Below are 23,913 nucleotides of genomic sequence, written 5' to 3' on the forward strand. Positions count from 1 at the left end.
TTACGGTTTAGTCCAGTCAATGCCCGCACTGAGGCGGTCTTCTTTTAGCACCCGATTCAGATCTAACATTGTCCCATCTCAAACACCCTATTAACTTTACTTTACCTTATAAAGCGACAAGTCTAATTAGCAGAGCCAATAATTTTATTGCGGTTTAGATATTGCAGTCTAGAAAGCTTGGTTTCAAACCTACGATATGACTTTACGCTTTCAAATACTTTTCCATCACTTAAAGTTGCTAATGTTTTGACACCTAAATCCACACCTACAACTTCAGTAGTTGTTGGGGTTGGGCTAGGAGTAAATTCATAGCTCAAACTTAAGTACCAATCACCTGCCTGTCTACTAATAGTGATTTTTTGAGTAGTTGCTTCAATTGGTTCATAAGTTTTGACCATACCAATAAAAGGTAATTTGTGACTCCATCCATTTAATTCTATGGGTTTTCCACAATTATCAATTGTGAATGAATCAGATTTACCTTTCTTCTTAAATCGTGGGCGTTTGCCCAATCCCTGAAAAAATCTCTTAAATGCTTCACCTAAGTTGATGAAAGCATATTGATAAACTTTAGACGACAAGTTTTTCATCCAGGGGTAAAGGGGTTTGGTGTGATTAGTAAAAACCTCTCTCAGTTTACGAGGGTTTGGCTTGTAACCATCTGTGTATGCAGCATTCCATAAACTTAAACCCCAGTTGTAGCACCACCTCGAATAGCCAGCGTGTTGTGCCATCAGAGTTTTTTGTTTATTATTTAATTTGAGTTTGGTTCTAATGGATTTCATGGAGATTGAGCGCCGCCTGTCTAATGGTGTGCTTTTTAAGGTATTATATCGTTATTTATTGATTAAGTCAATGCTCCCCGCTCTAAAGATACGGAGATTCTTAAGCAATCCAAAACTGGATTCTTAAAGGCATTATCAAACTATAGCGCTGTGCGCAGGGAACAGGGAACAGGGAACAGGGAACAGGGGGAATAAAAAACCGATAATATAAGACTTCTGGCTATTGGACATTTCCTGTAATATCATGTCCGGATAATTAGTGATGAAAAAACTTATCAAGAGTGCTGAAACAATAAATCTTTCTATTTTCCCTACTCCCCTACTCCCCTACTCCCCTACTCCCCCGCTCCCCTACTATCTTAATAATAAGTATTCAACCGGACATGATATAATTTGTAAATATGCCAGCGCACATTGCCATACCTCTACTGACTCCTTCGAGAGAAAACTCCAAAGTTGTCGCTACTTTTTTGAGAATATTAGCTGCTCCATTCACATCAGCATTTAGTGACAAACCGTTTTTGGTTTGATATAAACCTCTCTGTACTCGTTTTCCTGACGGCTTCCACCTCTCGGGTTTTTCACCGTAGTTTGGCAGGAAATCATCATCCAAAAAGCTTACTTGCGAGGTGTAAGATTCTTCAGTTGCAATAAAATCTATGCCGTACAATTCCCATAACTTACTAATTCGTTCTTTGAGTTTAGCTGTGGGAATTTGCACAAATTTTTGATTGTTTTTGGCTCCAATGTTAATAGCATTTTTTTGCCCCTTATTCCATCCAAAAACAATCCTACCAATACCATTTTCTAAGCAGTTATTTATAACTAATCTGGTCGCTTTATTCACAGCATCGCGCATTTTTCTGTTGCGTTTTTCAGTTATATTGGCTAACTTTTTTGACCAGAATCCTTGAGGTTTGTTATCTTTAATTGTTGCTATTTGTTTGTGATACCACTGGTTAACTGATTTTAAATATTTGCCATCTACAATCAAGCTTGTTCCTACATTGCTAACCCAAGTTAACCAATTACCAACTCCGTGGTCAATACCGAGAACTTTATCCCTGTCAAGTTCAGGTTAATCGACCTCTAACTGATAAACCCACTCAACATAAAAGCAACCATTACGAGGTAGAATCCTTATTTCTCGAATTTTTTTAAACTCAAGATTGCTGGGAAAATTTAGCCAAAAACTATCAATTTTAAAAGCAGCTTTAACTTTTTTCCCCAGAGGTACTCTCACCTGGTTTCCTTTCAGTCTCAAAGCTTGTTTTGGATAAGTTATAACTCCTAGTCCTCCCTTTTTTCGATATTTGGGAAGTTGAGGTTTATTTTTCAGTTTTTCTAGATAGTGTTTGTAGGAAAGCTCCTTGTAGGACTTAAAAGACTCTGTTACTCCTCTCAAGGTTTGCTGTGCTGCTTGAGAATGAAGAAATTGATAATTATGATTTGAGTTTAATTGCTTCTCTAAGTCGTGTTTTCCCGTGATGTATCCCTACTTAAAATACCATTGTCTAGCCAAATATAGCGCTGTGCGCAGGCAACAGCTCATCTGGCAACAGCTCATCTGGGGGAATAAAAGACCGATAATACAAGACTTTTAGCTATTGGACAGTTCTTGTAATTTGTAAATATGCCAGCGCACATTGCTATAAATCCCACAATTAATAAGTCGGTTAACCGTGGTACATAAGGTAAGCATTCAGCCGTCAGCAATCAGCTATCAGAAGAGTGCTTTTAGTTGATGATCAAAGCAATATTTAATTCTCTTACTAAAAAAGTTAGCTCTCTTACCTTTAAAGTCTATATTAATTTAAATACTTTCCTATATGAGAGAGTCTTGTTGCATTAAGCAAACAGCTATTAGCTGTCAGTTAGAGCACAAAAAAAGGGGGTTTAAATGAATATAGACTTTGGAGCTGACTTTTGTAGTCATATTTTTCTAGCTCAATTAATAAAACTTTTATCACCTACTAAAAGAAATCGCTGATAGCTGACGGCTGAATGCTTACTTAAAAAGACGTGGCTTTCAAACTCTCGTCCTTCTTCCGTAATGTTCTGAGTTAAATGAAAGAAGAAGTTAGAAACTTGACTCATTATCATTGGTTGAATTTTCTTTGATTGATTAAGGGGGGGTATGGCAACCGAATTTAGAATAAATTATCGGATTCTTTCAGTATTTCATTTTTGATTTCAGACTTAATTCGGTAACTTCTAGCCTCTAACTTCTGACTTCAACTATAATCCCCACCAGAACCATATTGCCATTGTTCAATCAAACGGCGATAATAATAATTTTGCTCCAGAGGAATTTTTGTCACTAAAAACCCCAATTTATCTCCTATAGGAGATAATAAACTAAAAATTCCCAAATTCAAATAATGTTTCATCCAATCTAATAAATTTCCGATGCCAACTTGAGGAATAATTTTAATGACTAAACCTGGTTGCTTTAAAGAAGTCATAAATAAAGTTTGTGCTAAAGCAGGAAACTGCACCACATCTTGCAGAAAAGGCTTAAGTACAAATTCCCCTAATCTATCCATTACCTGAAATACACCTGCCAATAGTTGATTAATTTGATTTGGTTCAACTTTTTGGTCTACCCCCACACTCATAGAACGTTGGAACAACCAAGTGACTGATATACTAGGCTGATAAGGTTGCAAAAGTGCTAGAGCATTTGAAGAAAGGTTGTCCGTTTGGAGAGCTTCATCAATACCCCCGGTTAGACGTTTCAAATGACGTACCATAGCTCCAAAACCGCCAAAACTAAGAGGAGATTGACTGCCACTACTATCGCCTACTGGCAAAATACGATTCCAGGGAGTCTTCAGGGGACTTTGACGATAACAGGGAAAAAAGCCAAAGAGGGCACGTTGGAATGTAAGTTGACTAAGCTCCACTTTTTGATATTCAGGCAATAAGCGGAGATATTCTTCAAAGAATGATTCTAGGGAAATTCTATCTGGGTGAGCATCTAAGTAGGTAAATAGATAAGTAGTTCGTCCATCTCTAGCAGGAAATGCTTCCCAAAAGTATTGACATTGGTTTTTTATAGGAGTGAATGAGGCAAAAATGTCTCCTGTATCGTTTTTTGGGTATCCAGTGGCACAAGTACCAACTACTAGACAGACAGCATCAGGTTTTTTGCCTTGGCGTGCTTGTTTCAGAATAGGAGAAAAATGCCCCATTGCATCCAGGAGCAGTCGAGCTTTGAATGATTGGCCATTATTAACCTGAATGTCGATCCCATCTGGATGAATAGTTGCTGCTTCGTAAGCTGTGTTTTCAAATAGTTGACCGCCTGCTTGAAGGAAACCCTGTTTTAGACTTTCTAAGAGGTAAACTGGATCTACACCTATATTGAGAACATCTTTTACCCAAATGTCTTCGCTCTCTGGAAAACTAATTCGCGCGGGGTTGTATTCGGTGGCGATCGCTGTTTCTAATTCTTCTGAGGAGAGAAGATTTAATTCTATAAATGTTTCTAGTTCTTTGCGGGATATGTTCCATTCTTGTTTCCTCCCTTTGAGGATACCTCGTTCTAACAGAGCTACCCGCCAACCTTTCTTTGCTAAGGTTGCTCCAATAAGTATACCCAGAGTTCCACCACAAATTACTACATCCCAGTCTAAAGTGTTTAATAATTGAGTTTCTTTTTTCACAGTAGTAGGAATAGAAATATTGTCTTCTCGAAGGTTTTGCCAAACCTGGTCAGCTTTCCGCAGACCTTGTAAAGGACTTCCCGGAATTTGCGAGAGAATTTGTTCTGTTAAGGACATAATTTTTTTGATTAATTTTTACCGTAATTATTTTATTGCTGATTTTTAAATATTCATTCAAATTATAAGCAATTTTGACGTTGCTGATTTGAGGTATGAAATCCTACTTTAGGTAAATTTTCAGCCAAAATAATAGTGCAAATTATACCTATTTCTTCCTATTTAGTCTCCGAAAAACTCCTTTCTATCTACTGAATTGCTCCTGATGAATTGTTAAATCATACATTTATTCACCAACGCCGTAATTTCATATTACAATTTCAATATAATTGTCATCTTTGTTATGAGTTTAAATAATTACAAAACAGATTTTTAGTTTGGAAGGCTTTTTTAGTAATTTGAAGTATTATAAGATTTTGCTTAACTATATTTAATATAACTATAACCATTTTTATTAATTGGTTAAGAAGCGTTGCACAGTAGACATCTCCAAAAATCAAAAATAAAATCAATTCTCACACATAAATTATCAATTATTCCCCTCCTGGGAGGGGGAGGGGCGAGGGGTGGGTTCCCTACTGCCTACAGCAAAGCTGCCTACTGCCTCTTTTCTAGAGATGTCTAGTGACGAATGATTTTAGATTTTTGATTGAATTGGATTTTGAATTTGAGAATTGCTAGAATTATTAATATTAGGTTTTTTTTAGTCAAACTCTAAACTAATTTTTGGCAATATTATTCCATAATTTGCAACCTCGTTAAGATAATTATATTTATACTATAGCAATCCTAAATTGGTTGTGACAATTTTTATAATAGCTAATTTGAACTGAAAACTTTTAAAATTATGACTCCTGACTCCTGAATCCTGTAGGGGCGAATGGCCATTCGCCCCTACCACCAAAATATTACAAGTTAAATAGGATTGCTATATTTATGATTATTTTTAATAATTATTCAATTTTATCTAAGGTAACTTGTAACATTTCTCCAAAGTAATACTATAGTTGATCACTATTGCCTCTACTTCATATCGGGATTATTTCAGATATTTACACCTAAATCTCGAAGTAAATTCAACCCTATTTTTGTTATTTTTACCCACTTAACTTTTAAATAGATGTAAAGAAACTCAATTTTTTTGCATTGTACACCTAATTTAATTAGATTATCTCATCATTACTATCTTATAACTGAGAGCAAATAACAGTTTCAATCCTAAGACAATTCAGTTGTTTCTAATCGCTCTTAACTTACTTAAAACCGATCAAAATTATACCTGACAAAGTTAAAAATAGGTTCACCCATATTTAGGTATTTTTGAAGATCAAAATACTCAAATTTGTCAACTTGTCTTTCAAAGTCTATTTGCTGCCAAAAACTAGGTTTCAAATACTGTAGATGACTCTAGTTTTTTGCAGCACTTTGGAATACCTAGATGATGATAATCGCAGATTTTAGAGACCATTACGATTACTACAAAATTTATCTATTCTTCCTCATTATTTTCATCTTCTTTTTCTACTTCTATATTAATCTGCCTAAGATGAATATGTTTATGTCCTAACTGGATAATAAATTCATCCCCTGGTTTTAATCCCATTTCTTGTGTATAGTTAGCGCCTATTACTAACTGTCCATTTCTATGAACACAAGCACGGTAAGTAGCAGCACGCCCTCTTCCATCTTTAACATTGTTATCATCTAAATTTAGCCCCTTTGCCTGTAAAACTGCATCGTAGAACTTAGCAAGATTTACTCGTTTCTGCTTATCTTTTGTATTTGAATAATATCCGCAAGCAATAGCAGTATCTTTCTTTGACTTGTGCGAGAGTTCTTTGACTTTCTTCAACAATGCTTTACCAGTCAGTGGAGTATTTGATTGTTCTGAAGTATTTAATTTTTCTGTTGTTGTTTTAGCCATCTTCTCCATCTACTTAAAATATTCTTCCATAAACTTTAACACTTACGTCGTCTAATATCAAGCCTATTTAACGTTTTCTTTGAGGATATTATCTAATCTCAACTTCAGCGGAGCAACCAACCCCTAAAATCAGACAGTTTTAAGATGTAAAAAAAACTAATGATTAATAGTTATGTACTACTTACCAAATAATTAAGTTTTAAAGACTCCGATTTCAATAATAAATAAATCAAAAAAATCATGTTCGCCAATCATATCCATTTTCAGGAGAGGTAATTATTAATTATTAATTGTTAATTGTTAATTATTTACAGTTAACTGTTCGATGATTTTTGCCTTTGTATAAATGGTGATTTAAATAATTCAAATTTATTTTTTCCCCAGCAATATATCCAAAAGAAAAACCTAAATCATTATTAACGGCAGTCGATTTCTGAACTTTACATTTTACACCTTCTTGCTTTAAATATACTTGAATAGCTAAAGAATATTTTTCAAACATTGAGCGTACAACCATAGCAGATGCCGAATTTCGATCGTCACTACTAGCAATACCTTTTTCCTCCATGGATTTTCGTCTTTGCTCTAATCTCTGTCTTAATCTAGTTGCACAACCAACTCGAAAAGCATTAATAAAAGTTCTTCCTTTACCCCTATGTTGTTTTACTAAACTGTCAACTACAGCAGTTAAATATTCATAAAGTGATTTAGAAACTGTAATATTAGTTTCTGTTCCTACTAATCTCATTTCACCACTGTAAGTAGAACGCATTGCTTGACATCCATTAGCATTAGCAATTCCTGCTAAAATCCACATTTTCCAGGTAACATAACGACCTGTTCTATCAATAATACCCTTAGTAATATCTTCATCCTTTTCTTTTCCTAAATCTGCTACAGATAAATTATGTTGAGCTAATAATTCTGCTGCCTTCTCAGCCGCTAATGCAGCTTCATGTTCATTAGGTGAATTGGCAAGAGCTAGGAGTTTACTAATCTTTTCCAGGAGATTCTTATTGACCATTTCTCTCAGCTTATTTCTAATGCTTTATTATAAATTTTTTATTATGCAACTATACTTACTCAATGTAATATTTATGGTGTTGCTGATGCGTAGGTATGATTTGTATTTGTTGGCGATAATGCTCTGCATAGCTACCGCGAACGCTAAACTATTAAATGACAAATACTTGAGATTATTCAGTTTTTATTTTCATACCTTGATTCAGCAATGGGATATTTACTAGAGATTATGGTTTGTTTCAGAATAATTTTTTTTGATTATATTTAATTTTTCACAATTATTCTGTAGTGAGTATCATATAGATTATGATAGTAATTAGCTTTGATGTAATCCTATATAATCAAAATTTATCAAGCTATAAATAACTTTATTGAATTACAAAATGCTATGGCTTCATAACTATCAAACTTTCAAAAATGTGTTTTAGTATAATTCAACAAATGCTATTTTACTATAGTGCTTAGAACAGTGTTTTATTGAGTTATACATATCCAAATTTATTGTCTATTTTTTGTCCTCTAAATCTCAATTTTTTATCTCATCCAACTGATAAAAGCTATAGGTGGTGCTGCATTGTAATGGTCGTGCATTGTCCGGTAATTTTTGTTACGAGGCACGGCAGTGGGAGTCTGTTGCTGCCGTACCTGGTATTTCTGTTTGCTGTATACCACTACGCTCTGCAGAACTACCAAGCTATAAACTAGATTTAATTTTGCTTCGAGCGATGCTTGATCGCTTATACCGTTTCACTAAAGTCAGAAGTCAGAAGTGATATTTTAGGTACTTAAAACCTCTACTCTACAGTAATTTCTGTTTATTATTTGACTTCATCAGTTACCAACTATTGGTGACATTATTTTAAGTGAATTGGTATTACAACATCACTTCCTGATATTTTGAATAACTCTATGGTAAATTTTATCCAGAAAAGTTTTGAATTATATAAAAGCTGAAAGATAATTTTCTTCCAGCTCTATACTTATATCAATTAATTATAACAGATAAAATCTATATCCTTTAAACTTAGTCAGCATTTTCTCGATACCATTCAATTGTATTCTTCAGTCCTTGCTTAAAATCTACATTAGCAACAAAACCAAACTTTTCTTTTGCTTTTTGTGTATCTAAACATCGCCTAGGTTGACCATTAGGTTTATCAGTTTCCCAAACTAATTCTCCCTTGAAATCCATTAATTCACAAATTAACTCTACTAAATCACGAATCTTTACTTCATGATTAGTTCCTAAATTAATAGGATCAGATTCATTGTAAAATTGAGTTGCCATAACAATTGCTCTTGCAGCATCTGTAGAGTATAAAAATTCACGACTAGGACTACCATCACCCCAAACAGGCAATTTTTTATCTCCTCTAACTTGAGCTTCATGTACTTTCCGAATTAAAGCAGGAATTACATGGGAACTCTTAGGATCGAAATTATCTTCAGGTCCGTACAAGTTAACAGGTAACAGATAAACACCATTAAAACCATACTGTTGACGATAAGCATCCAGTTGAACTAAAAGAGCTTTCTTGGCAATACCATAAGGAGCATTAGTTTCTTCTGGATAACCATTCCAAAGGTCTTCTTCTTTAAAAGGAACCGGAGTAAATTTAGGATAAGCACATATCGAACCCACACAAACAAATTTTTCTACATTTGCTTTATAAGCACAATCAATTAATTGCACTCCCATCATCAAATTATCGTAAAATAACTCACCAGGTTTTTCCTTATTCAGACCAATACCCCCTACATGAGCAGCAAGGTGAATTATAATATCCTGTTCTTGGACAGCTTTTTGGCAAGCTTCCAGAGTCCTAAGGTCATAATCACGCGATCGCGGTACAGTAATCTTATCAGGATTAGCTCCTGCTTTATGAAGTTGATCTATAACTTGGCGTCCAAGAAAACCCGATCCACCTGTTACCAAAATTCTCTTGTTTTCTAACTCTAATTTACTCATTAAAAACCTCCAAGATTGATACTAATTAGACTTTAGCTTTAAGGTATTGTGGATTAAAATCAGCCCAATAAAAATACGGTTATACTATAGGTCTTAGAGATAGAAAAATCTCTTATTTCCTATTACTGGGATTTAATTGCTACTCAAGATTTTTCCAGCTTTAGGGTGTAGAAGAAATTTTGGCTTTCCTGAGATGATATATAGCGGTGCAAGTCAAAAGTTATAAGGTAATATCTGAGAGAGTTTTCGATGCCCAAATGCTTCCCTAGGGGATGCTACCCATTCATGTCGCGCAGCGTGTCAAACCATTTTGCTCTGCAACATTAAAAGCGTTTGCGGAGCATGACCTAGGAAAGCTTTCCGCCTGCAAAAAAGCAAACAGGATTTACCAATGTCCAAGTCCTATATGCATAGTGCTATAGAAGAAAATTTGACAATTTAAATTTTACCAAAAATTTAGGAATTATATCCAGCATTTGTACAGTCATAATCTCATAGACCTTAACTGTTAATTTTTAGTTTAACTAAACTTCTCACATTCTGCATTAGTAAACAGCTATTTATGATTGCTATAGTAGCATCTAAAAACAATCAATTCCTACTAGGACTGTAGCTAAATATCATCTTATATTGATGCCAGCTTTTTACTTCATACTTATTCTAGTGCTAGAAATGTTTTTTCTTGAATTACTCTCTACTTTTACTCATTATATTATCTAGATACACCTGATAATTCTCTCTTTCTTTTTAGCTACTTTTTCATCATCAAGTTTATTTAATTTTGATAGTGCCAAAAGACCAATAAAAGCACTATCACCTCAAAAAAATTAAGGATTACCTCAAGAGTTAAATCCTCTTAATAACTTAGCCAAAAAATTTTAATCAAAACCATTGCTCATGGTAGTAGTTTTTTCCAAAGCTTTAATATCAGAATCAACCATTAAATTTACCAACTCTGTAAATGTAACTGATGGTTTCCAACCTAACTTTTCTTGTGCTTTTGTACAATCACCAATTAATAAATCAACCTCCGCAGGACGAAGATAACGGGGGTCAAACTCTACATAATCTTGCCAATTTAGATTTACATAAGTAAATGCTATTTCTAGAAATTCTTTAATAGAATGAGTTTCATTTGTAGCAATCACATAATCATCTGGTTCCTCCTGTTGTAGCATCATCCACATAGCTCTAACATAATCCTTTGCATATCCCCAATCTCGTTTAGCATCCAAGTTACCAAGATAGAGTTTCTTCTGTTTACCCGCTACAATTCTAGCTACAGCACGAGTAATTTTACGAGTTACAAAAGTCTCACCTCGACGAGGACTTTCATGGTTGAATAATATACCATTACAAGCAAAGAGATTGTATGATTCTCGATAATTTATTGTTTGCCAGTGGGCATAAACTTTAGCACAAGAATAAGGACTACGGGGGTAAAAAGGTGTAGTTTCTTTCTGAGGTACTTCTTGGACTTTGCCAAACATTTCCGAAGAACCAGCTTGATAAAAACGAACTTCAATTCCAGTACGTTGTTGATAGTCTCGAATTGCTTCGAGTAAACGTAGAGCGCCCATTCCCACGGCATCTACTGTATATTCTGGAGAATCAAAGCTAACCCTCACATGGGACTGGGCACCTAAATTGTATATTTCTACTGGTTTAACTTCTTCCAGAATTCGACGTAGAGTAGTCCCATCAGTTAAGTCTCCATAATGTAGAAATAATCTAGCATCAGGATTATGAGAATCTTCATATATATGGTCTATCCTATCTGTATTGAAGCTAGAACTACGTCTAATAATACCATGAACTTCATAGTCCTTCTCTAACAAAAGTTCGCTCAAGTATGAACCATCTTGACCTGTAATACCAGTAATTAGTGCTCGTTTCTTTTCAGTCATTGGAGTTAATATTTACTAAGGTAATAAATTGGCATGGGAATGTCCATAATAATTAGCTCAATCGCTACAGTGCAAAAAAATAAATATATATTTATTTTTTTGTTTGCTTATATAGTTTGGTTATACTCTCTACCATCCCCAGATTTCTAGACTAACCTAAAATTGTTCTCATAACCAAGTATTTTGAGTTAATATTTATCAACTTTACTCCTTGAAAAACACTATTTCTCTCAAGCAACTAAAACTGATTTTATTTAAGCTGATCAATTTTGGTTAGTAGGTTAGAAAGATAATAGTTGGAAAAATACTATCAACCTCTAACCCCGTAATAACTTCAATTGATTTTAAATCACTTAGTCATTAATGACAAGCCAATGACAAGCCTTAGTAAGCACCATTATTTTTTGGGAAAACAACAATACCAACTGTTTTAAACATGATCCATATATCTATCCAAAAATTTCTGAAGTTTACATAAAAAAGGTCAATTTGAACTCTCTTAGGATAGGGAATATCATTGCGACCAGAAACTTGCCATAAACCTGTAATTCCCGGTTTGATTGTCAGAATTTTATCCATGTGATGACCATATTTTGGTAGTTCTTCAACCACTAATGGTCTAGGCCCTACAACGCTCATATCACCTTTCAAAACATTCCAAAATTGGGGAAATTCATCTAAACTCGTTACCCTGAGAAATTTACCTATCCATGTAATTCTAGGGTCATGTTTTAATTTAAAACTTTCTTGAAATTCTTGGCGCAGATGAGGATATGTTTCCATAATTTCTCCTAACATCTCATCTGCATTTTTCACCATAGTTCTAAACTTCAAACAACGGAAAAGCTTTCGATTTTTACCCACTCTTTCTTGAACATAAAAAACAGATCCTGGTGAGCTAAAGACAATTAGTAAAGCTATAAACAGGTAAATAGGGGCAAACAATATGAGAACCGACAGAGAAAACAGGATATCAAATAATCGTTTATAACATCCTACCTCTAGGCCCTCTAGAAATCGACTTTTTTGTCTATCTCTGGGGAGGAAAGGTTGAAAACCGTGTCCTGTAAACCCTCTAATTACCTTGCCAGAGATGAATTGGCTATCGGCAGTCATCTTACTCCTTCACTTCACACCACACACAGTCCTGATCATAAAGCTTATAGCGAAATAGAGGGCAAATTTAGTTACGAAAAAGATGACTAATTTTGGAACAGGACAATTATTTGGCTCTCGCTTCGGATACTTGGGTGCCTCTATTGATAGATTTTATACAAATATTTGATTTGTATTAATCTCAAGATTAACCATGAGGATTATGATAGTCCCATATTTATATGAAATACTAAAATTTTTGCTACAAATATAGCAATGTGCGCTGGCATATTTACAAATTGCAGGAGGTGTCCAATAGCTCAAAGTCTTACCTGACCAGTTTTTTATTCCCCCAAATGAGGTGTTCCCTATTGCCTGTTCCCTGCGCGCAGTGTTATACTTAGACTATTTAAAGAGTCATGAGGCATAAGTTATAAGTCAGTAGTCAGGAGGAATAGCCTACATATCATTTATTAGAGTAAAACTCTGTTTTTAGTCAAATCGACATTTCTGGGTAAAGTTTTTTAACCAGTTAAATTATTCGTATCATTCTTTTTTATATTTCATATTTCATATTTCATATTAGATATTTACTATACCTACTTAGTTAATATCAGCCTATACCACCAGTCAATCGGCAATTATAAATAGTCAGTAGTTAAAGTTCAAGTTGAATCTATTGCAACATGAAAGTATAGCAGTACGTTTTTTGGTTAGGACAATAAATTTAAGTGAAAAGGGAATAGGGAGCAGGGAGTTGGGAGTTGAGAATAGGGAGACTGTAGTAAAAAATATCTGAAAAATAGCCTCAAAAACTTACGTAGCAAGAATTTAACGTCAAATTAGCTTATTTGTCGATCTATCTAGGTTTTCCTCGGTCATGCTACCGAAAGAGGAATTTTGAGCCTATTGATGTATTTCCTTTGTCCTGTAAGGGTTTGAGCTATTTTTACCCTCAAAAATATCAAAGTACCTATAGGAAATAGAAGAATCTCCGCGCCCTATTTGCGTAGTGCTATAGTGTGATATTCTACATCTGGCATAGGTTAAACACTAACAGTAGTAGAATTAGCAGTCTCAATAATTATATTCTCAATTGCCTCAGCAGATAAACTAGGATTAGCCTGTTTAATTAAAGCTGCTACACCTGCAACATGGGGTGTTGCCATAGAAGTACCAGCAAAGAAACTGTATAAGTTACCTGTTATTGAAGGAGCTACAGGTCCATAAATATCTCCTGCATCTTCAGGAAAACCATCTCCTCCTGGGGCCACAACATAATCCAGTTCACCTCCAGCTTTATTAGAAAAAGAAGAAAATTGGGCATTTCGATCTACTGACCCAACTGCAATTCCATATTCATTAGCTAATCTTGCTGGATAATCAGGACTGCTTAAACTACCATTACCTGCCGCAGAAACAAATACAACACCTCTATCAGCAGCATAACGAATAGCATCGAGTTCGCTGGGGACTAAATTTCTCCCACCAGAACTAAAGTTAATTACATCTGCTCCATTGTTAACAGCATAGAGAATGGCTGATATTCCGTCGCTAACCTTACCCACCCCTTCATCATTTAGTACCCGGAGAGACATAATTTTAGCATTTGGAGCTACTCCAGTTGTTCCTACTCCATCTCTCTTTGCAGCAATTGTACCTGCGATATGAGTTCCATGACTTTCTTCATCCATTGGGTCACTATCATTACTTACAAAATCCCAACCCCAGGTATCATCTATATAACCATTGTCATCATCGTCAATACCATTATTGGGAATTTCACCGCTATTGCTCCACATTTGGCCTGTTAATTCAGGATGGGTACTATCTACACCACTATCAATGACAGCTACCACAATACCTTCTCCCTGAAAACCTTGATTCCAAACTTCTGGTGCTTTGACTAAATCTAGTCCCCACTGATTTCCGCCGATATCTGGAATATCTGGAAAAGGGGCAGCTCCAGTAGCACTGGCCACTGCTGCTGAGGCATCAACTAAACCATATCCAAAAGTACTGTTCAAGCTTGACTGTATAGAACTAGCTGTTTGTGGAACTTCATTTATACTTATAGTATTATCAAAAATCAAGCGACTTTCAACAAGTTGTGTGTCAGATATTGCTTTAATTCTTGCTAAAATTAAACCATTTGTCTGAACCTGAATTAATGTATCCCCCGATAAAGAATCTGCCGTTAATAAGATGTCATTTTCTGTTAAGTTTTCTGGTATTTTTATTCTGTCAAAATTAGCATCAAAATCATCAATAATATCTGCCGTATCTATACTATTATTTTGAGGTTCTCGTAGCACAAATGTGTCATTGCCTGCTCCTCCAATTAATGTATCTCTTCCTAAATCTCCAGCAATTAGATCGTTACCATCTTCACCTAATAAAAGATCATTTTCTTTACCTCCAAAAATTGTATCGTTGCCTAAATCTCCATAAATTGTATCGTTGCCTAAATCTCCAAAAATTTGATCGCTACCTTGGTCAGCATAAATCAAATCATTATCTCTACCTCCTCGTAAAGTATCAGAACCCTCTCCACCAAATAGGTTGTCGTTGCCTTTATTACCATTAATTAGTTCAGGATTTGATGAGCCTATTACTGTATCATTACCATCTAGAGCTTTTAGACCTTCTGGGTATGGAGTCAGTAAATTTAGGGGTACAATAAAGTTATTAGGATTGTTATCTAATGAATAAGATAAACCATCAGAGCTAGGACCAATCATTGCATTCTTTTCTTGATACTAATTTTTAGTATAGGCGCACTTTATTTATTTTGCGTTAAATCATATCTTCCCTTTTTCCCTGATGCCTTGAATTTCATTAATCTTAGGAAATTAATTCTTTTGCTTTAGCAACTTTTCAAAGTTATTCTTTCTGATTATTCCTATTCATTAGGAGTCTTACTTATTCCTATCTTAATTATTTTCCATTTCATATTCAGCTTTTTGATAATTCTTTTTATTGTATCTTTACTTACCTCTATTTACAATTTTTTTTGAATTTTAACCATCACTTTATTGAGACTTTTTGATTCAGATTTTACCATCTATTTTGTCTAAATTTTTTAACCTACATTCCGCACTTCAAAACTTAGTATAAATGGTAAGTAGTCAGTAGTCATTTAGGGGAGCAGTCGGATTGGCGACGTACATTAGTCAGTAGGCAATGACCCTGACTAATTAGGGCTTGCTGATTAAATCTAAAAGTATTTACAGATAAAGGTTTTCGCCTTTTTGGGGTCGAAAAAAGTGCCTGGTTTTCAGCTCTTCATGCTCAAAAAGGAGCGTATTTTAGGCGCATAGTTAGGCAGAAAAATCAAAGGACAATTCTTACTGCTACCTCCTCTAAATTCCCTTTTCTCCTGTCTCCTGTCTCCTGTCTCCTGTCTCCTACCCTCACCCATAAGACTTTTGAGCGCAAACCCTAATTATCTGACTTCATCAAATATTTATGCTTGATTTATTCAATTAAATTTTGCTTTCGTCTCAGTTAAATTATGATGATTTATAGACTATAAATACCGATAACACACTGATATTTGTGCTACTTTTTATGTAACAAATTGACGTGGGCAATCTGATTTTCAAAATCATTATCCCCTTTTAATGCCCAATTTTTTCGATTATTCTTTACTTTTTGTATGCAACGAGCAACTTTATTACTCTTAATAAACACCACCATGTGATAGTCTTAAATCTAATCTTTTCTTGATTTTTTTGATTTGCTATTCCCTTAAAATAGGTTTTTTCCTATTTGCTGTCGTTCGTTATTGTTTAAATTTTTGAGGAATCTATCTCCTTGATTATTGTATCTTGATAACAATTTATTTTTCATCAGGCAATGTAGCAAGACCAAAATTAGTAGTGGAATGACCACTCTTAAATGTTGCTTTGGAAAAAATGCTCAAACTTTGCCAGAATAAAAATTAAACTCAAAAAGCTAATGCACTCTTTAAAAGTAATAATTCCAGTAGTGGATTGACACATCTAAAATGGTGCGTTATGACGGATTGTAAAATACTCTTCGCAGATTATATTTTAGACGTCTAACGCACCCTAATGGACTGTTTGAGCTAAAATAGTGCATTAGATTTGTCATTTTAGCTAGAGGAACTTATCTCTTAAAAATTTGCTATTGCAACATTTAAAATGAAACAGTCCACTACTGGATTGACACGCCTTAAATGTTGCTAAAAAAAAATGCTTAAACTTTTGCAGAACAAGAGTTACATCAAAACAGCTAATGCACTATTCTAGCTTTGTCAGTCCAGTAGGTTTTGAGCCAGAAGTTAGTAAATCTGTTCCAAATCACCTCAACAGCTATTCAAAAGGCCATTGAAGAAGGTGAAATTAAATTTATCCAGAAAAATGCTATCCAGAAAAATGCTGGTGGACTTGGTGTTTGCTTTAGTTGTGTATAATTTCTAGAACTAAACAGTAAATAGGGAAAGCTGACAAGGACTAAACGAGAGACGGTGTTGAGGCGATAGCCCATAATTTAATATTCCTTGCTTGTGCTTATGAGTACCATAACCTTTGTTATTAGTCAAGTCATAAACAGGATACTTTTTTGCTAAACGTATAATCAATGTATCTCGCCAAACTTTAGCCACAATACTTGCAGCAGCGATCGCTAAACACTTACTATCTCCCTTAACAATGACCTTCTGAGGTATAGATAAATCTTTAATTTGCTGATTCCCATCAACCAAAACCAAATTTGGCCTATATTTCAACTTGAGGACAGCTCGCTTCATAGCCAATAAAGAAGCTTGTAAAATATTCAAACGGTCAATTTCGCGCACGGAAGCTATACCAATTTTACAATCCAAAGCTATAGCTTGAATCTCACTAGCCAAATGACTACGACGCTTTTTTGTTAATTTTTTACTATCTGTTACTTCTCCCCCCTGATAAAGGGAAGCTAGAGGAGATGGCAAATCATCCAATTCTGGCAAAATTACTGCTGCTGCCACTACAGGTCCAAATAATGCTCCACGTCCTACTTCGTCCACACCAGCAGTGATAGGTTCAATTATATTAACAGGATATACCATTTATTCTTGAGTAGGGGAGTAGGGGAGTAAGGGAGAAGTCTTTTCAGTTATCAGTTATCAGTTATCAGTACCTCTGGAATAAGGAGGCTTGACATAAGGAATATTCTCTTTTTTTTATCCCCTTAAAAGGATAGGCTTTAGACCACAATTTATCGGTAAACATAAGAATAATTAACAATAACTGGTTAATAATTATCAAAAAATTATTCATTAGATGTTAATTACTTAATAACTGAAGTGTCACTTAAGCGTGGCACTTTTTTTAAAATTGGTATTACAGAACTGAGGTTTATAGATATAGCAAGGAACGAGTTGGTGTTTGATAGAGATTGATGATGAACTTGAGACAGAGAAAAGCTTTTACCGAATAATTAAGGTTTAAAGCCTCTCATTTAAAGGAGAAAAAATTTTCCCTTTTGCGTCAATCCTCTTCTTTTCAAGGAGAGGTAATAATTAATAATTAATTATTAATTATTAATTGTTGAACACTGTTCCCTGTTCCCTACTATAAATATAAATTCTGTTTATTCTTCTGTAGCTGCCGAAGAACGACGACGACGACGCCTAATTGGCCCTGAATCATCAGAGTCATTGCTATCTGAACTTAGATCGACATCTGAATCACTCAATTCTGCCTCGTATTGACCATTTTCCTCATCACTATCAAAATCACTTTGATCTTCTGACTCTAAAGACATTGATGAATCAACCTCCTCTACTTCTAATTGCGGTTCTTCATCGTTATCTTCCTCTTCGTACTCTACTTCTGACTCAAGCTCAACATCTTCTTTTTTTTCTGTTGTTTCTCTAACACTATTCTCCCCAGGTTCCTGAATAGAAATAATTACTGATTTAGGATTTTTAACCGTTCCCTCCTCTAAAAGTGTTATTGGAGAAATACCCATCAAAGCATAAACATCTTGCTCATCAGGTGTCATTTCTACTGTCACTATCTCTGGAGGTTCAGTAATAGGTCTAATTATCTCTCTTCCCGGGCGTCGATTAGGTGTTGTTAGTGGATATCCTTCTGAAAGCATAGGATATTCCATATCTGTGCCCATTTCTCTTTCTTGCAATTCTAATGATTCATCTTGCATTGTTTCACCGACCCCTACTCGTCTCCGTCGTCGCCTTCGGTTAGATTCTTGATAACTAGGGTGATTTAACAATTCTAAATCTGAGGAATTATTCGTAGACTCTACTTCTTGATATCCCTGTGTAGTTTCCCCAGTAGGAGTCTGAGTTGCTGTTACTAAAGTTGGAGGAGCAATAGGTACAGGTCTGATAGTTTCTTCTACCTCTGGAGTACGACTAACTACAGGTAAATTAACTTCCTCCATGGGAATTTCTGATTCGCCTGGTAAACGAACTAAATGTCCTAATCCATTACAACTAGGACAAGTGTGACCAAAAAGTTCATATACATTTTGACCTTGGCGTTTACGAGTCAACTCAACTAACCCCAGTTCTGATAATTGGGCTATTTGAGGTCTTGCTTTATCAGCTTTGAGAACTTGATTAAAGTGTTCAAGAACTTGCAATTGGTCTCGCCGTGAGTCCATATCAATAAAGTCCACAATAATGACTCCAGCAATATTACGCAGGCGTAACTGACGGGCTATTTCTGTAGCTGCTTCACAATTTGTCCAAAGTACTGTTTCACGAGCTGTAGCGGAGCGTGTGAAGGAACCGGAGTTGACATCTATCACAGTTAATGCTTCAGTCGGTTGGATAATAATGTAACCACCAGAGGGCAAGTCTACTCTAGGTCTAAGAGCTTCTCGAATGGCTGCATTAACCCGGAAATATTCTAGAATCGGGATACGATCGCTATGATAGTCAATTAAAACTTGTAGTGGTTTGCCCCCGCTCCAGTTAAGCAGGTGTTTTTTGACTCGCTTCACTGCCTCATTGGAGTCCACTACAATCCGATTTACATCTGTGCTATACATATCTCGCAGCACTCGTTGAATAAAGTCACTATCACGATTTAGTAGTGCAGGTGCTCTGTTGGAGTTGCCCTCCATTTGGACTGTTTCCCACTGTTTCTGCAATAGTTCTAAATCTTCTAGAATTGCTTCTTCTTCCATCCCTTCTGCTTCAGTACGGACTAATAGTCCCATTCCTGCTGGTTTGATTAAAATTGCTAATGCTCTGAGGCGATTTCTTTCGTTTTCAGAACGAATACGTCGGGATAGGTTGACACCCCGTCCATAAGGCATTAGGACTAAATAGCGGCCTGGTAGAGTTATGTTGCCTGTTAAGCGTGGTCCTTTTGTACCAGTGGGTTCTTTCATCACTTGTACTAGGACTTTTTGTTGGGGTGTAAGTAGTTCTGTTATTGCACCGGAAGAACGCTTTAATCTTAATGGCCCTAAATCGCTAACATGAATAAATCCGTTGCGTTCGGGGTCTCCAATATTTACAAATGCTGCATCTATCCCAGGTAGTACATTTTCTACTACTCCTAGGTATATATCACTAACTTGATGGCTACCTGTAGCAACGACAAGTTCTTGTATTTGGTCTTCAGAAAATACCGCAGCAATTCTATGTTGCTCGGCAATAATTATTTGCTTTGGCATTCAATTCCCTCAATTGCTTAATAAAAATGTGGCGCTATAGATTAAGTCACCTTTGGTGTTATTTAGGTTATTTGTAATCTTGGATATTAACTGCAATGCTTGTTTTTTTCGGTGAATTTTACTTCTTTTTTGGCGTTTGTGATTTGAGGTATGAAATCAGTAATTTAGGTAAATTAAGAGTAATTCTTTAGAATGGCAAGATTAGATATTGTCTTTACTTAGATTGACCGAAAAGCACTTTTCTTTCTCCTGAATCCTGTCTTTCTACTGAATCCTGACTCCTGAATCCTGACTCCTAAGTAATTAAAATGAATATCATACACTAATTCACTAACGCCTCTTTTTTTTTGATAATGCTTGGTCTGGTGTTGAGTAGTTTAAGCTTCAGTTTACCCTTACCCAGTTGAATACTTCTACCAACTTATATCTTATTGTATTTTCAATTATTCACACTCAAAATAATCCAATTTTTTTACAAATATTCATTTTTTGATCGGTTCTATATCAATCTAAATTGTATTGCTTATGATTCACATTTTTGTAATTTGAATGAAATTACAGCGTTTTTTACGACCTAAAGAAATACGTTAAGTCAGCTTTGCTAGAGGCATAAATAATCAGGTATATTTTTGCTGTAAACTCTATATTAGAGCGGAACTAAATTCATTAGTGAATCAAGGTAAAAAATGTTTTTTAGGTTTAGAAAGATAGTAAGCATTCAGCTATTAGTAAGTCAGCACTTCCTTCCGAATGCTATGCAAACAGCAGTTAGTAATGAATAATTACTTCTAAGGTTCAGGAAAGGGACTTTGGCAGCAACTTTTATTCAAACTCAATTTCAAAGGTTGCTTTTACCTTTCCCAAAATTAATAGCTGACGGCTGAATGCTTAGGAAAGATAAGAGAGTAAAGGTTTCCTGATTTAAATCCCGATCATTTATTTGTAGGATTTCTATTCCAACTTATACCTTCTTACCTTTTTCCTCCTTTGTAAAGTAATTTTATCAATTCTGACACTAAAAAAAACAAAAACCTAACTATAGATTCTTATTTAATTTATATCACCTCAAAAACAACTTTTTCCGGTGAGAATGCAGTAATTCAAACTCCTGTTTGCTTACTTGTTCCAGCATATAAATTATATGTTGTGGTCGTAGTAAAGTTCCATCATTCTGATAACTTCCTACATAACGAAGAATGCCATATATTTTAGCGTCCCATTTCGTTTCTAAAGAAAAAATATCAGTGGTTGAATACTCTATATACTCCAACTCAAATAAGCGATCGCGTAAGTTAATAACTTTTACTTTGCCTGACTTAGTTGTTTGTTCCCACAGAATTGACTCACTATTATTAATTACCTCTACCCACTTTTGCCAATTTGGCTTTTCTTCAGTTGTTTGATTGTAGAAATTTTCTGTTAAATTTTCTGAAGATTCAGCTATTTTCCGGACCTTCAAAACATATTCTGCTTTCTCTAATATCTGAGATACAGAAGGACTCTTTACCTCTACTTCTTCAACCTTATATATGGGTATATCCGTTGGTAAAGCAGCTCCCAATTTATTTTGAAATGTTACCACATCCATTGGTTCTGTCAACTCAAAATCCACAATTTCTCCTGTGCTAGTTGTTCCAAGAGATAAAGCACTAGCCGGAATAATTCGTGGACTTGGATGATATCCGCCTGAAAAAGCAATAGGTATAGAACTGCGACGAACTGCACGAGCGAATAGTCGAGCTAAATCTAAATGACTAACTAAAGCCATTTCTCCCAACTTCCCTAACCACACTCTTAGACGTTGTACCTTATTCTGGTTTGGCACAAATTGACCATCAAATTCTGGAATAGGCAAAGGCGGGACTACAATATTATGACCTAAATCTGGACCACATACACCACAATGAGAACAAGTTGCGAAAAAGCAGTCCGGAACAGTTATTGCTGCTAAAGCTTTGTGTAAATCTTCTTTGAGCCAATTTTTATCAATTCCAGTCTCTATATGGCCCCAAGGTAGAGGTTGGTCAAGTAGAGATGATAAATTTTGAGCGGAAGTAATTTCAGTAGAATTTTCTGTATTTTTAAATACATTCCACTCACCATTTTCGACTTGGCGATATTTCCAACTCAAGTCTGATTCTGCAATAGCTTCACTCCATGCAGCAAAAGCTCTATCCAAACTTTCCCACCAAGAGTCCATTCCTGCTCCTTGTTCCCAAGCACGGCGAATTACGGATGCTAGACGGCGATCGCCCCTACCGAGAAAGTCTTCCATTGCTGAGATACGAACATCGGTATAATTTACCTTTACACCTTTCATTCTTCTAAATTCTGCCTTCAGTAATTCTTGCTTACGTTCAAATTCAGCTACTGAGACAGAATGCCACTGAAAAGGTGTATGAGGTTTTGGAGTAAAGTTGGAAATTGTCAGAGTCACCTGTAGTTTCTTCCGACCTTTAGTTCTGCACTCTTGTTGTAACCAATTAACTGTTTCTGCAATACCCAACACATCTGCATCAGTTTCACCAGGTAAACCAATCATAAAATAGAGCTTAACCTTATCCCAACCTTGTTCATGAGCGGTTTTGACTCCTCGCAAAAGTTCTTCATTTGTCAATCCCTTATTAATAATGTCCCGCATTCTTTGCGTCCCTGCTTCTGGTGCAAAAGTCAGACTACTTTGCCTCGTACCACCAATAATATTGGCAATATTTTCATCGAATCTATCAACTCTTTGACTTGGTAGAGATAGGGAAATATTTTCATCTTTGAGGCGGTTTCTAATTTCAGTGCCCACTGCTGGTAATGCTAGATAATCAGAACAACTTAGGGAAAGTAAAGAAAACTCATTATGTCCAGTAACTCTCAAACCTTTTTCGATAGTATCTATTATTTCTTCTGGGTCTACATCTCTTGCTGGTCGAGTCAACATACCTGGTTGACAAAAGCGACATCCTCTGGTGCATCCACGTCGTACTTCTATTACCAGTCGGTCATGGACTGTTTCTACATAAGGAACTAAACCTATAGAATAAGCTGGCATAGGAGTGGCCACTCGGCGCAAGATTTTTTCTGGCACATCCTTACGAATGGGGAACACAGAACCATCTTTAGCCATTTCATAAAATTGTGGCACATACACCCCAGGAATTTGGGCTAAATCTAACAGTAATTCTTCTCTAGTTAATCCATTAGTTTTTCCTTGCTCAACTATTAGTCCAATTTCTGGCAGTAACTCTTCTCCATCTCCTAAAGCAATAAAGTCAAAAAAGTCTGCATAAGGTTCTGGGTTTGAAGTTGCTGTTTGACCACCTGCAAAAATTAAGGGATAGGTTTCTTGTGTTTGAGAAGAGTGGGACGTTAATTTTCGTTCTTGCCAAGTTAGGGGAATACCTGCCAAACTTAGCATTTCTAAAATATTTGTAGCTCCTAATTCATAACTGAGGCTAAACCCTAGAATATCAAAGTCAGTGAGCGATCGCCTTGATTCTACAGCAAATAGTGGGGTATCTGTAGCTCGTAATTTCTGTGCTAAGTCTGGAGCTGGTAAATATGCGCGATCGCATAGTTGTCTTGGTTGAGAGTTTAAGATGTTATAAAGAATTATATGTCCTAAATTAGAAGCTCCTACTTCATAAACTTCTGGATAGGTTAGTACCCAGTGGACTTGAGCATTGTCCCAAGGTTTATGGAAGGTTCCCAACTCATTACCAAGGTAACGAGCAGGTTTTAATATTTCGGATGTTAGTAAATTCTCTACTGCTACTGCCACTATTCGTACCTAACTTGTATTTTTTGGACATACATATTTTGGCGTTGCTGAAGC

Annotated in this window: 15 protein-coding genes; 2 read left to right on the forward strand and 13 right to left on the reverse strand. The window is 35.6% G+C overall.

All coding sequences use genetic code 11. The annotated features are described in order from the left end of the window. Positions 1-122: 122 nt before the first annotated feature. From F6K06_RS18925 to F6K06_RS18950, 6 genes are all read right to left on the reverse strand, one after another. Positions 123-785: an RNA-guided endonuclease TnpB family protein gene (locus F6K06_RS18925; RefSeq protein ID WP_124147609.1), complete on the reverse strand. Its 663-nt coding sequence runs from the start codon at positions 783-785 to the stop codon at positions 123-125. Between the two features lie 373 nt (positions 786-1,158). Beyond that, a complete protein-coding gene (locus F6K06_RS18930) occupies positions 1,159-1,833 on the reverse strand; it encodes an RNA-guided endonuclease TnpB family protein (protein WP_124147610.1) in 675 nt (224 codons plus the stop codon). 30 nt (positions 1,834-1,863) lie between these two features. Further along, positions 1,864-2,190 (reverse strand): hypothetical protein, encoded by a 327-nt coding sequence (locus F6K06_RS18935; RefSeq protein ID WP_124147611.1) that lies wholly within the window; start codon positions 2,188-2,190, stop codon positions 1,864-1,866. A gap of 829 nt (positions 2,191-3,019) precedes the next feature. Continuing rightward, a complete protein-coding gene (locus tag F6K06_RS18940) occupies positions 3,020-4,570 on the reverse strand; it encodes an NAD(P)/FAD-dependent oxidoreductase (RefSeq protein WP_287242741.1) in 1,551 nt (516 codons plus the stop codon). Positions 4,571-5,999: 1,429 nt separating this feature from the next. Further along, the gene (locus F6K06_RS18945) at positions 6,000-6,434 is read right to left on the reverse strand and encodes an AbrB family transcriptional regulator (RefSeq protein WP_124147613.1); all 435 of its coding nucleotides are present in this window, start codon (positions 6,432-6,434) and stop codon (positions 6,000-6,002) included. Between the two features lie 304 nt (positions 6,435-6,738). Further along, positions 6,739-7,458 (reverse strand): DUF2786 domain-containing protein, encoded by a 720-nt coding sequence (locus F6K06_RS18950; protein WP_124147614.1) that lies wholly within the window; start codon positions 7,456-7,458, stop codon positions 6,739-6,741. A gap of 565 nt (positions 7,459-8,023) precedes the next feature. Here F6K06_RS18950 and F6K06_RS18955 point away from each other — a divergent pair. Next, complete coding sequence (locus tag F6K06_RS18955; RefSeq protein WP_124147615.1) at positions 8,024-8,230, forward strand: hypothetical protein; 207 nt, start codon at positions 8,024-8,026, stop codon at positions 8,228-8,230. Positions 8,231-8,481: 251 nt separating this feature from the next. Here the strand turns inward: F6K06_RS18955 and F6K06_RS18960 are convergent, their stop codons facing one another. From F6K06_RS18960 to F6K06_RS18975, 4 genes are all read right to left on the reverse strand, one after another. Then, positions 8,482-9,426: a GDP-L-fucose synthase gene (locus F6K06_RS18960; protein ID WP_124147616.1), complete on the reverse strand. Its 945-nt coding sequence runs from the start codon at positions 9,424-9,426 to the stop codon at positions 8,482-8,484. 878 nt (positions 9,427-10,304) lie between these two features. Next, positions 10,305-11,333 (reverse strand): GDP-mannose 4,6-dehydratase, encoded by a 1,029-nt coding sequence (gene gmd, locus F6K06_RS18965; RefSeq protein ID WP_124147617.1) that lies wholly within the window; start codon positions 11,331-11,333, stop codon positions 10,305-10,307. A 384-nt stretch (positions 11,334-11,717) separates the two neighbouring features. Further along, positions 11,718-12,449 (reverse strand): sugar transferase, encoded by a 732-nt coding sequence (locus F6K06_RS18970; protein WP_124147618.1) that lies wholly within the window; start codon positions 12,447-12,449, stop codon positions 11,718-11,720. A 1,025-nt stretch (positions 12,450-13,474) separates the two neighbouring features. Beyond that, positions 13,475-15,169 (reverse strand): S8 family serine peptidase, encoded by a 1,695-nt coding sequence (locus F6K06_RS18975; protein ID WP_287242745.1) that lies wholly within the window; start codon positions 15,167-15,169, stop codon positions 13,475-13,477. Positions 15,170-16,722: 1,553 nt separating this feature from the next. On the opposite strand from F6K06_RS18975, the gene F6K06_RS18980 reads away from it, so the two are divergent. Further along, on the forward strand, positions 16,723-16,866 hold the full coding sequence (locus F6K06_RS18980; protein WP_161564743.1) for a hypothetical protein: 144 nt from the start codon (positions 16,723-16,725) through the stop codon (positions 16,864-16,866). Positions 16,867-16,875: 9 nt separating this feature from the next. Here F6K06_RS18980 and F6K06_RS18985 read toward each other — a convergent pair whose 3' ends face one another. The 3 genes from F6K06_RS18985 to F6K06_RS18995 all read right to left on the reverse strand — a co-directional run bounded on the left by F6K06_RS18985 (position 16,876) and on the right by F6K06_RS18995 (position 23,859). Next, entirely contained in the window at positions 16,876-17,502 is a 627-nt protein-coding gene (locus tag F6K06_RS18985; protein ID WP_124147620.1) for a ribonuclease HII, read from the reverse strand. Between the two features lie 524 nt (positions 17,503-18,026). Continuing rightward, positions 18,027-20,087, reverse strand: a complete 2,061-nt coding sequence (locus F6K06_RS18990; protein WP_287242748.1) for an Rne/Rng family ribonuclease — start codon at positions 20,085-20,087, stop codon at positions 18,027-18,029. Positions 20,088-21,147: 1,060 nt separating this feature from the next. After that, positions 21,148-23,859: a TIGR03960 family B12-binding radical SAM protein gene (locus F6K06_RS18995; protein WP_287242749.1), complete on the reverse strand. Its 2,712-nt coding sequence runs from the start codon at positions 23,857-23,859 to the stop codon at positions 21,148-21,150. Positions 23,860-23,913: the final 54 nt, after the last annotated feature.

The organism is Okeania sp. SIO1H4 (genome assembly GCF_010672695.1).
GTDB lineage: Bacteria > Cyanobacteriota > Cyanobacteriia > Cyanobacteriales > Microcoleaceae > Okeania > Okeania hirsuta.

Excerpts from the sequence above, each read along its gene's own strand:
- F6K06_RS18925 (WP_124147609.1), bottom strand. The coding sequence starts at position 785 with ATGAAATCCATTAGAACCAAACTCAAATTAAATAATAAACAAAAAACT.
- F6K06_RS18940 (WP_287242741.1), bottom strand. The coding sequence starts at position 4,570 with ATGTCCTTAACAGAACAAATTCTCTCGCAAATTCCGGGAAGTCCTTTA.
- F6K06_RS18945 (WP_124147613.1), bottom strand. The coding sequence starts at position 6,434 with ATGGCTAAAACAACAACAGAAAAATTAAATACTTCAGAACAATCAAAT.
- F6K06_RS18950 (WP_124147614.1), bottom strand. The coding sequence starts at position 7,458 with ATGGTCAATAAGAATCTCCTGGAAAAGATTAGTAAACTCCTAGCTCTT.
- F6K06_RS18960 (WP_124147616.1), bottom strand. The coding sequence starts at position 9,426 with ATGAGTAAATTAGAGTTAGAAAACAAGAGAATTTTGGTAACAGGTGGA.
- gmd (WP_124147617.1), bottom strand. The coding sequence starts at position 11,333 with ATGACTGAAAAGAAACGAGCACTAATTACTGGTATTACAGGTCAAGAT.
- F6K06_RS18970 (WP_124147618.1), bottom strand. The coding sequence starts at position 12,449 with ATGACTGCCGATAGCCAATTCATCTCTGGCAAGGTAATTAGAGGGTTT.
- F6K06_RS18975 (WP_287242745.1), bottom strand. The coding sequence starts at position 15,169 with ATGATTGGTCCTAGCTCTGATGGTTTATCTTATTCATTAGATAACAAT.
- F6K06_RS18985 (WP_124147620.1), bottom strand. The coding sequence starts at position 17,502 with ATGGTATATCCTGTTAATATAATTGAACCTATCACTGCTGGTGTGGAC.
- F6K06_RS18990 (WP_287242748.1), bottom strand. The coding sequence starts at position 20,087 with ATGCCAAAGCAAATAATTATTGCCGAGCAACATAGAATTGCTGCGGTA.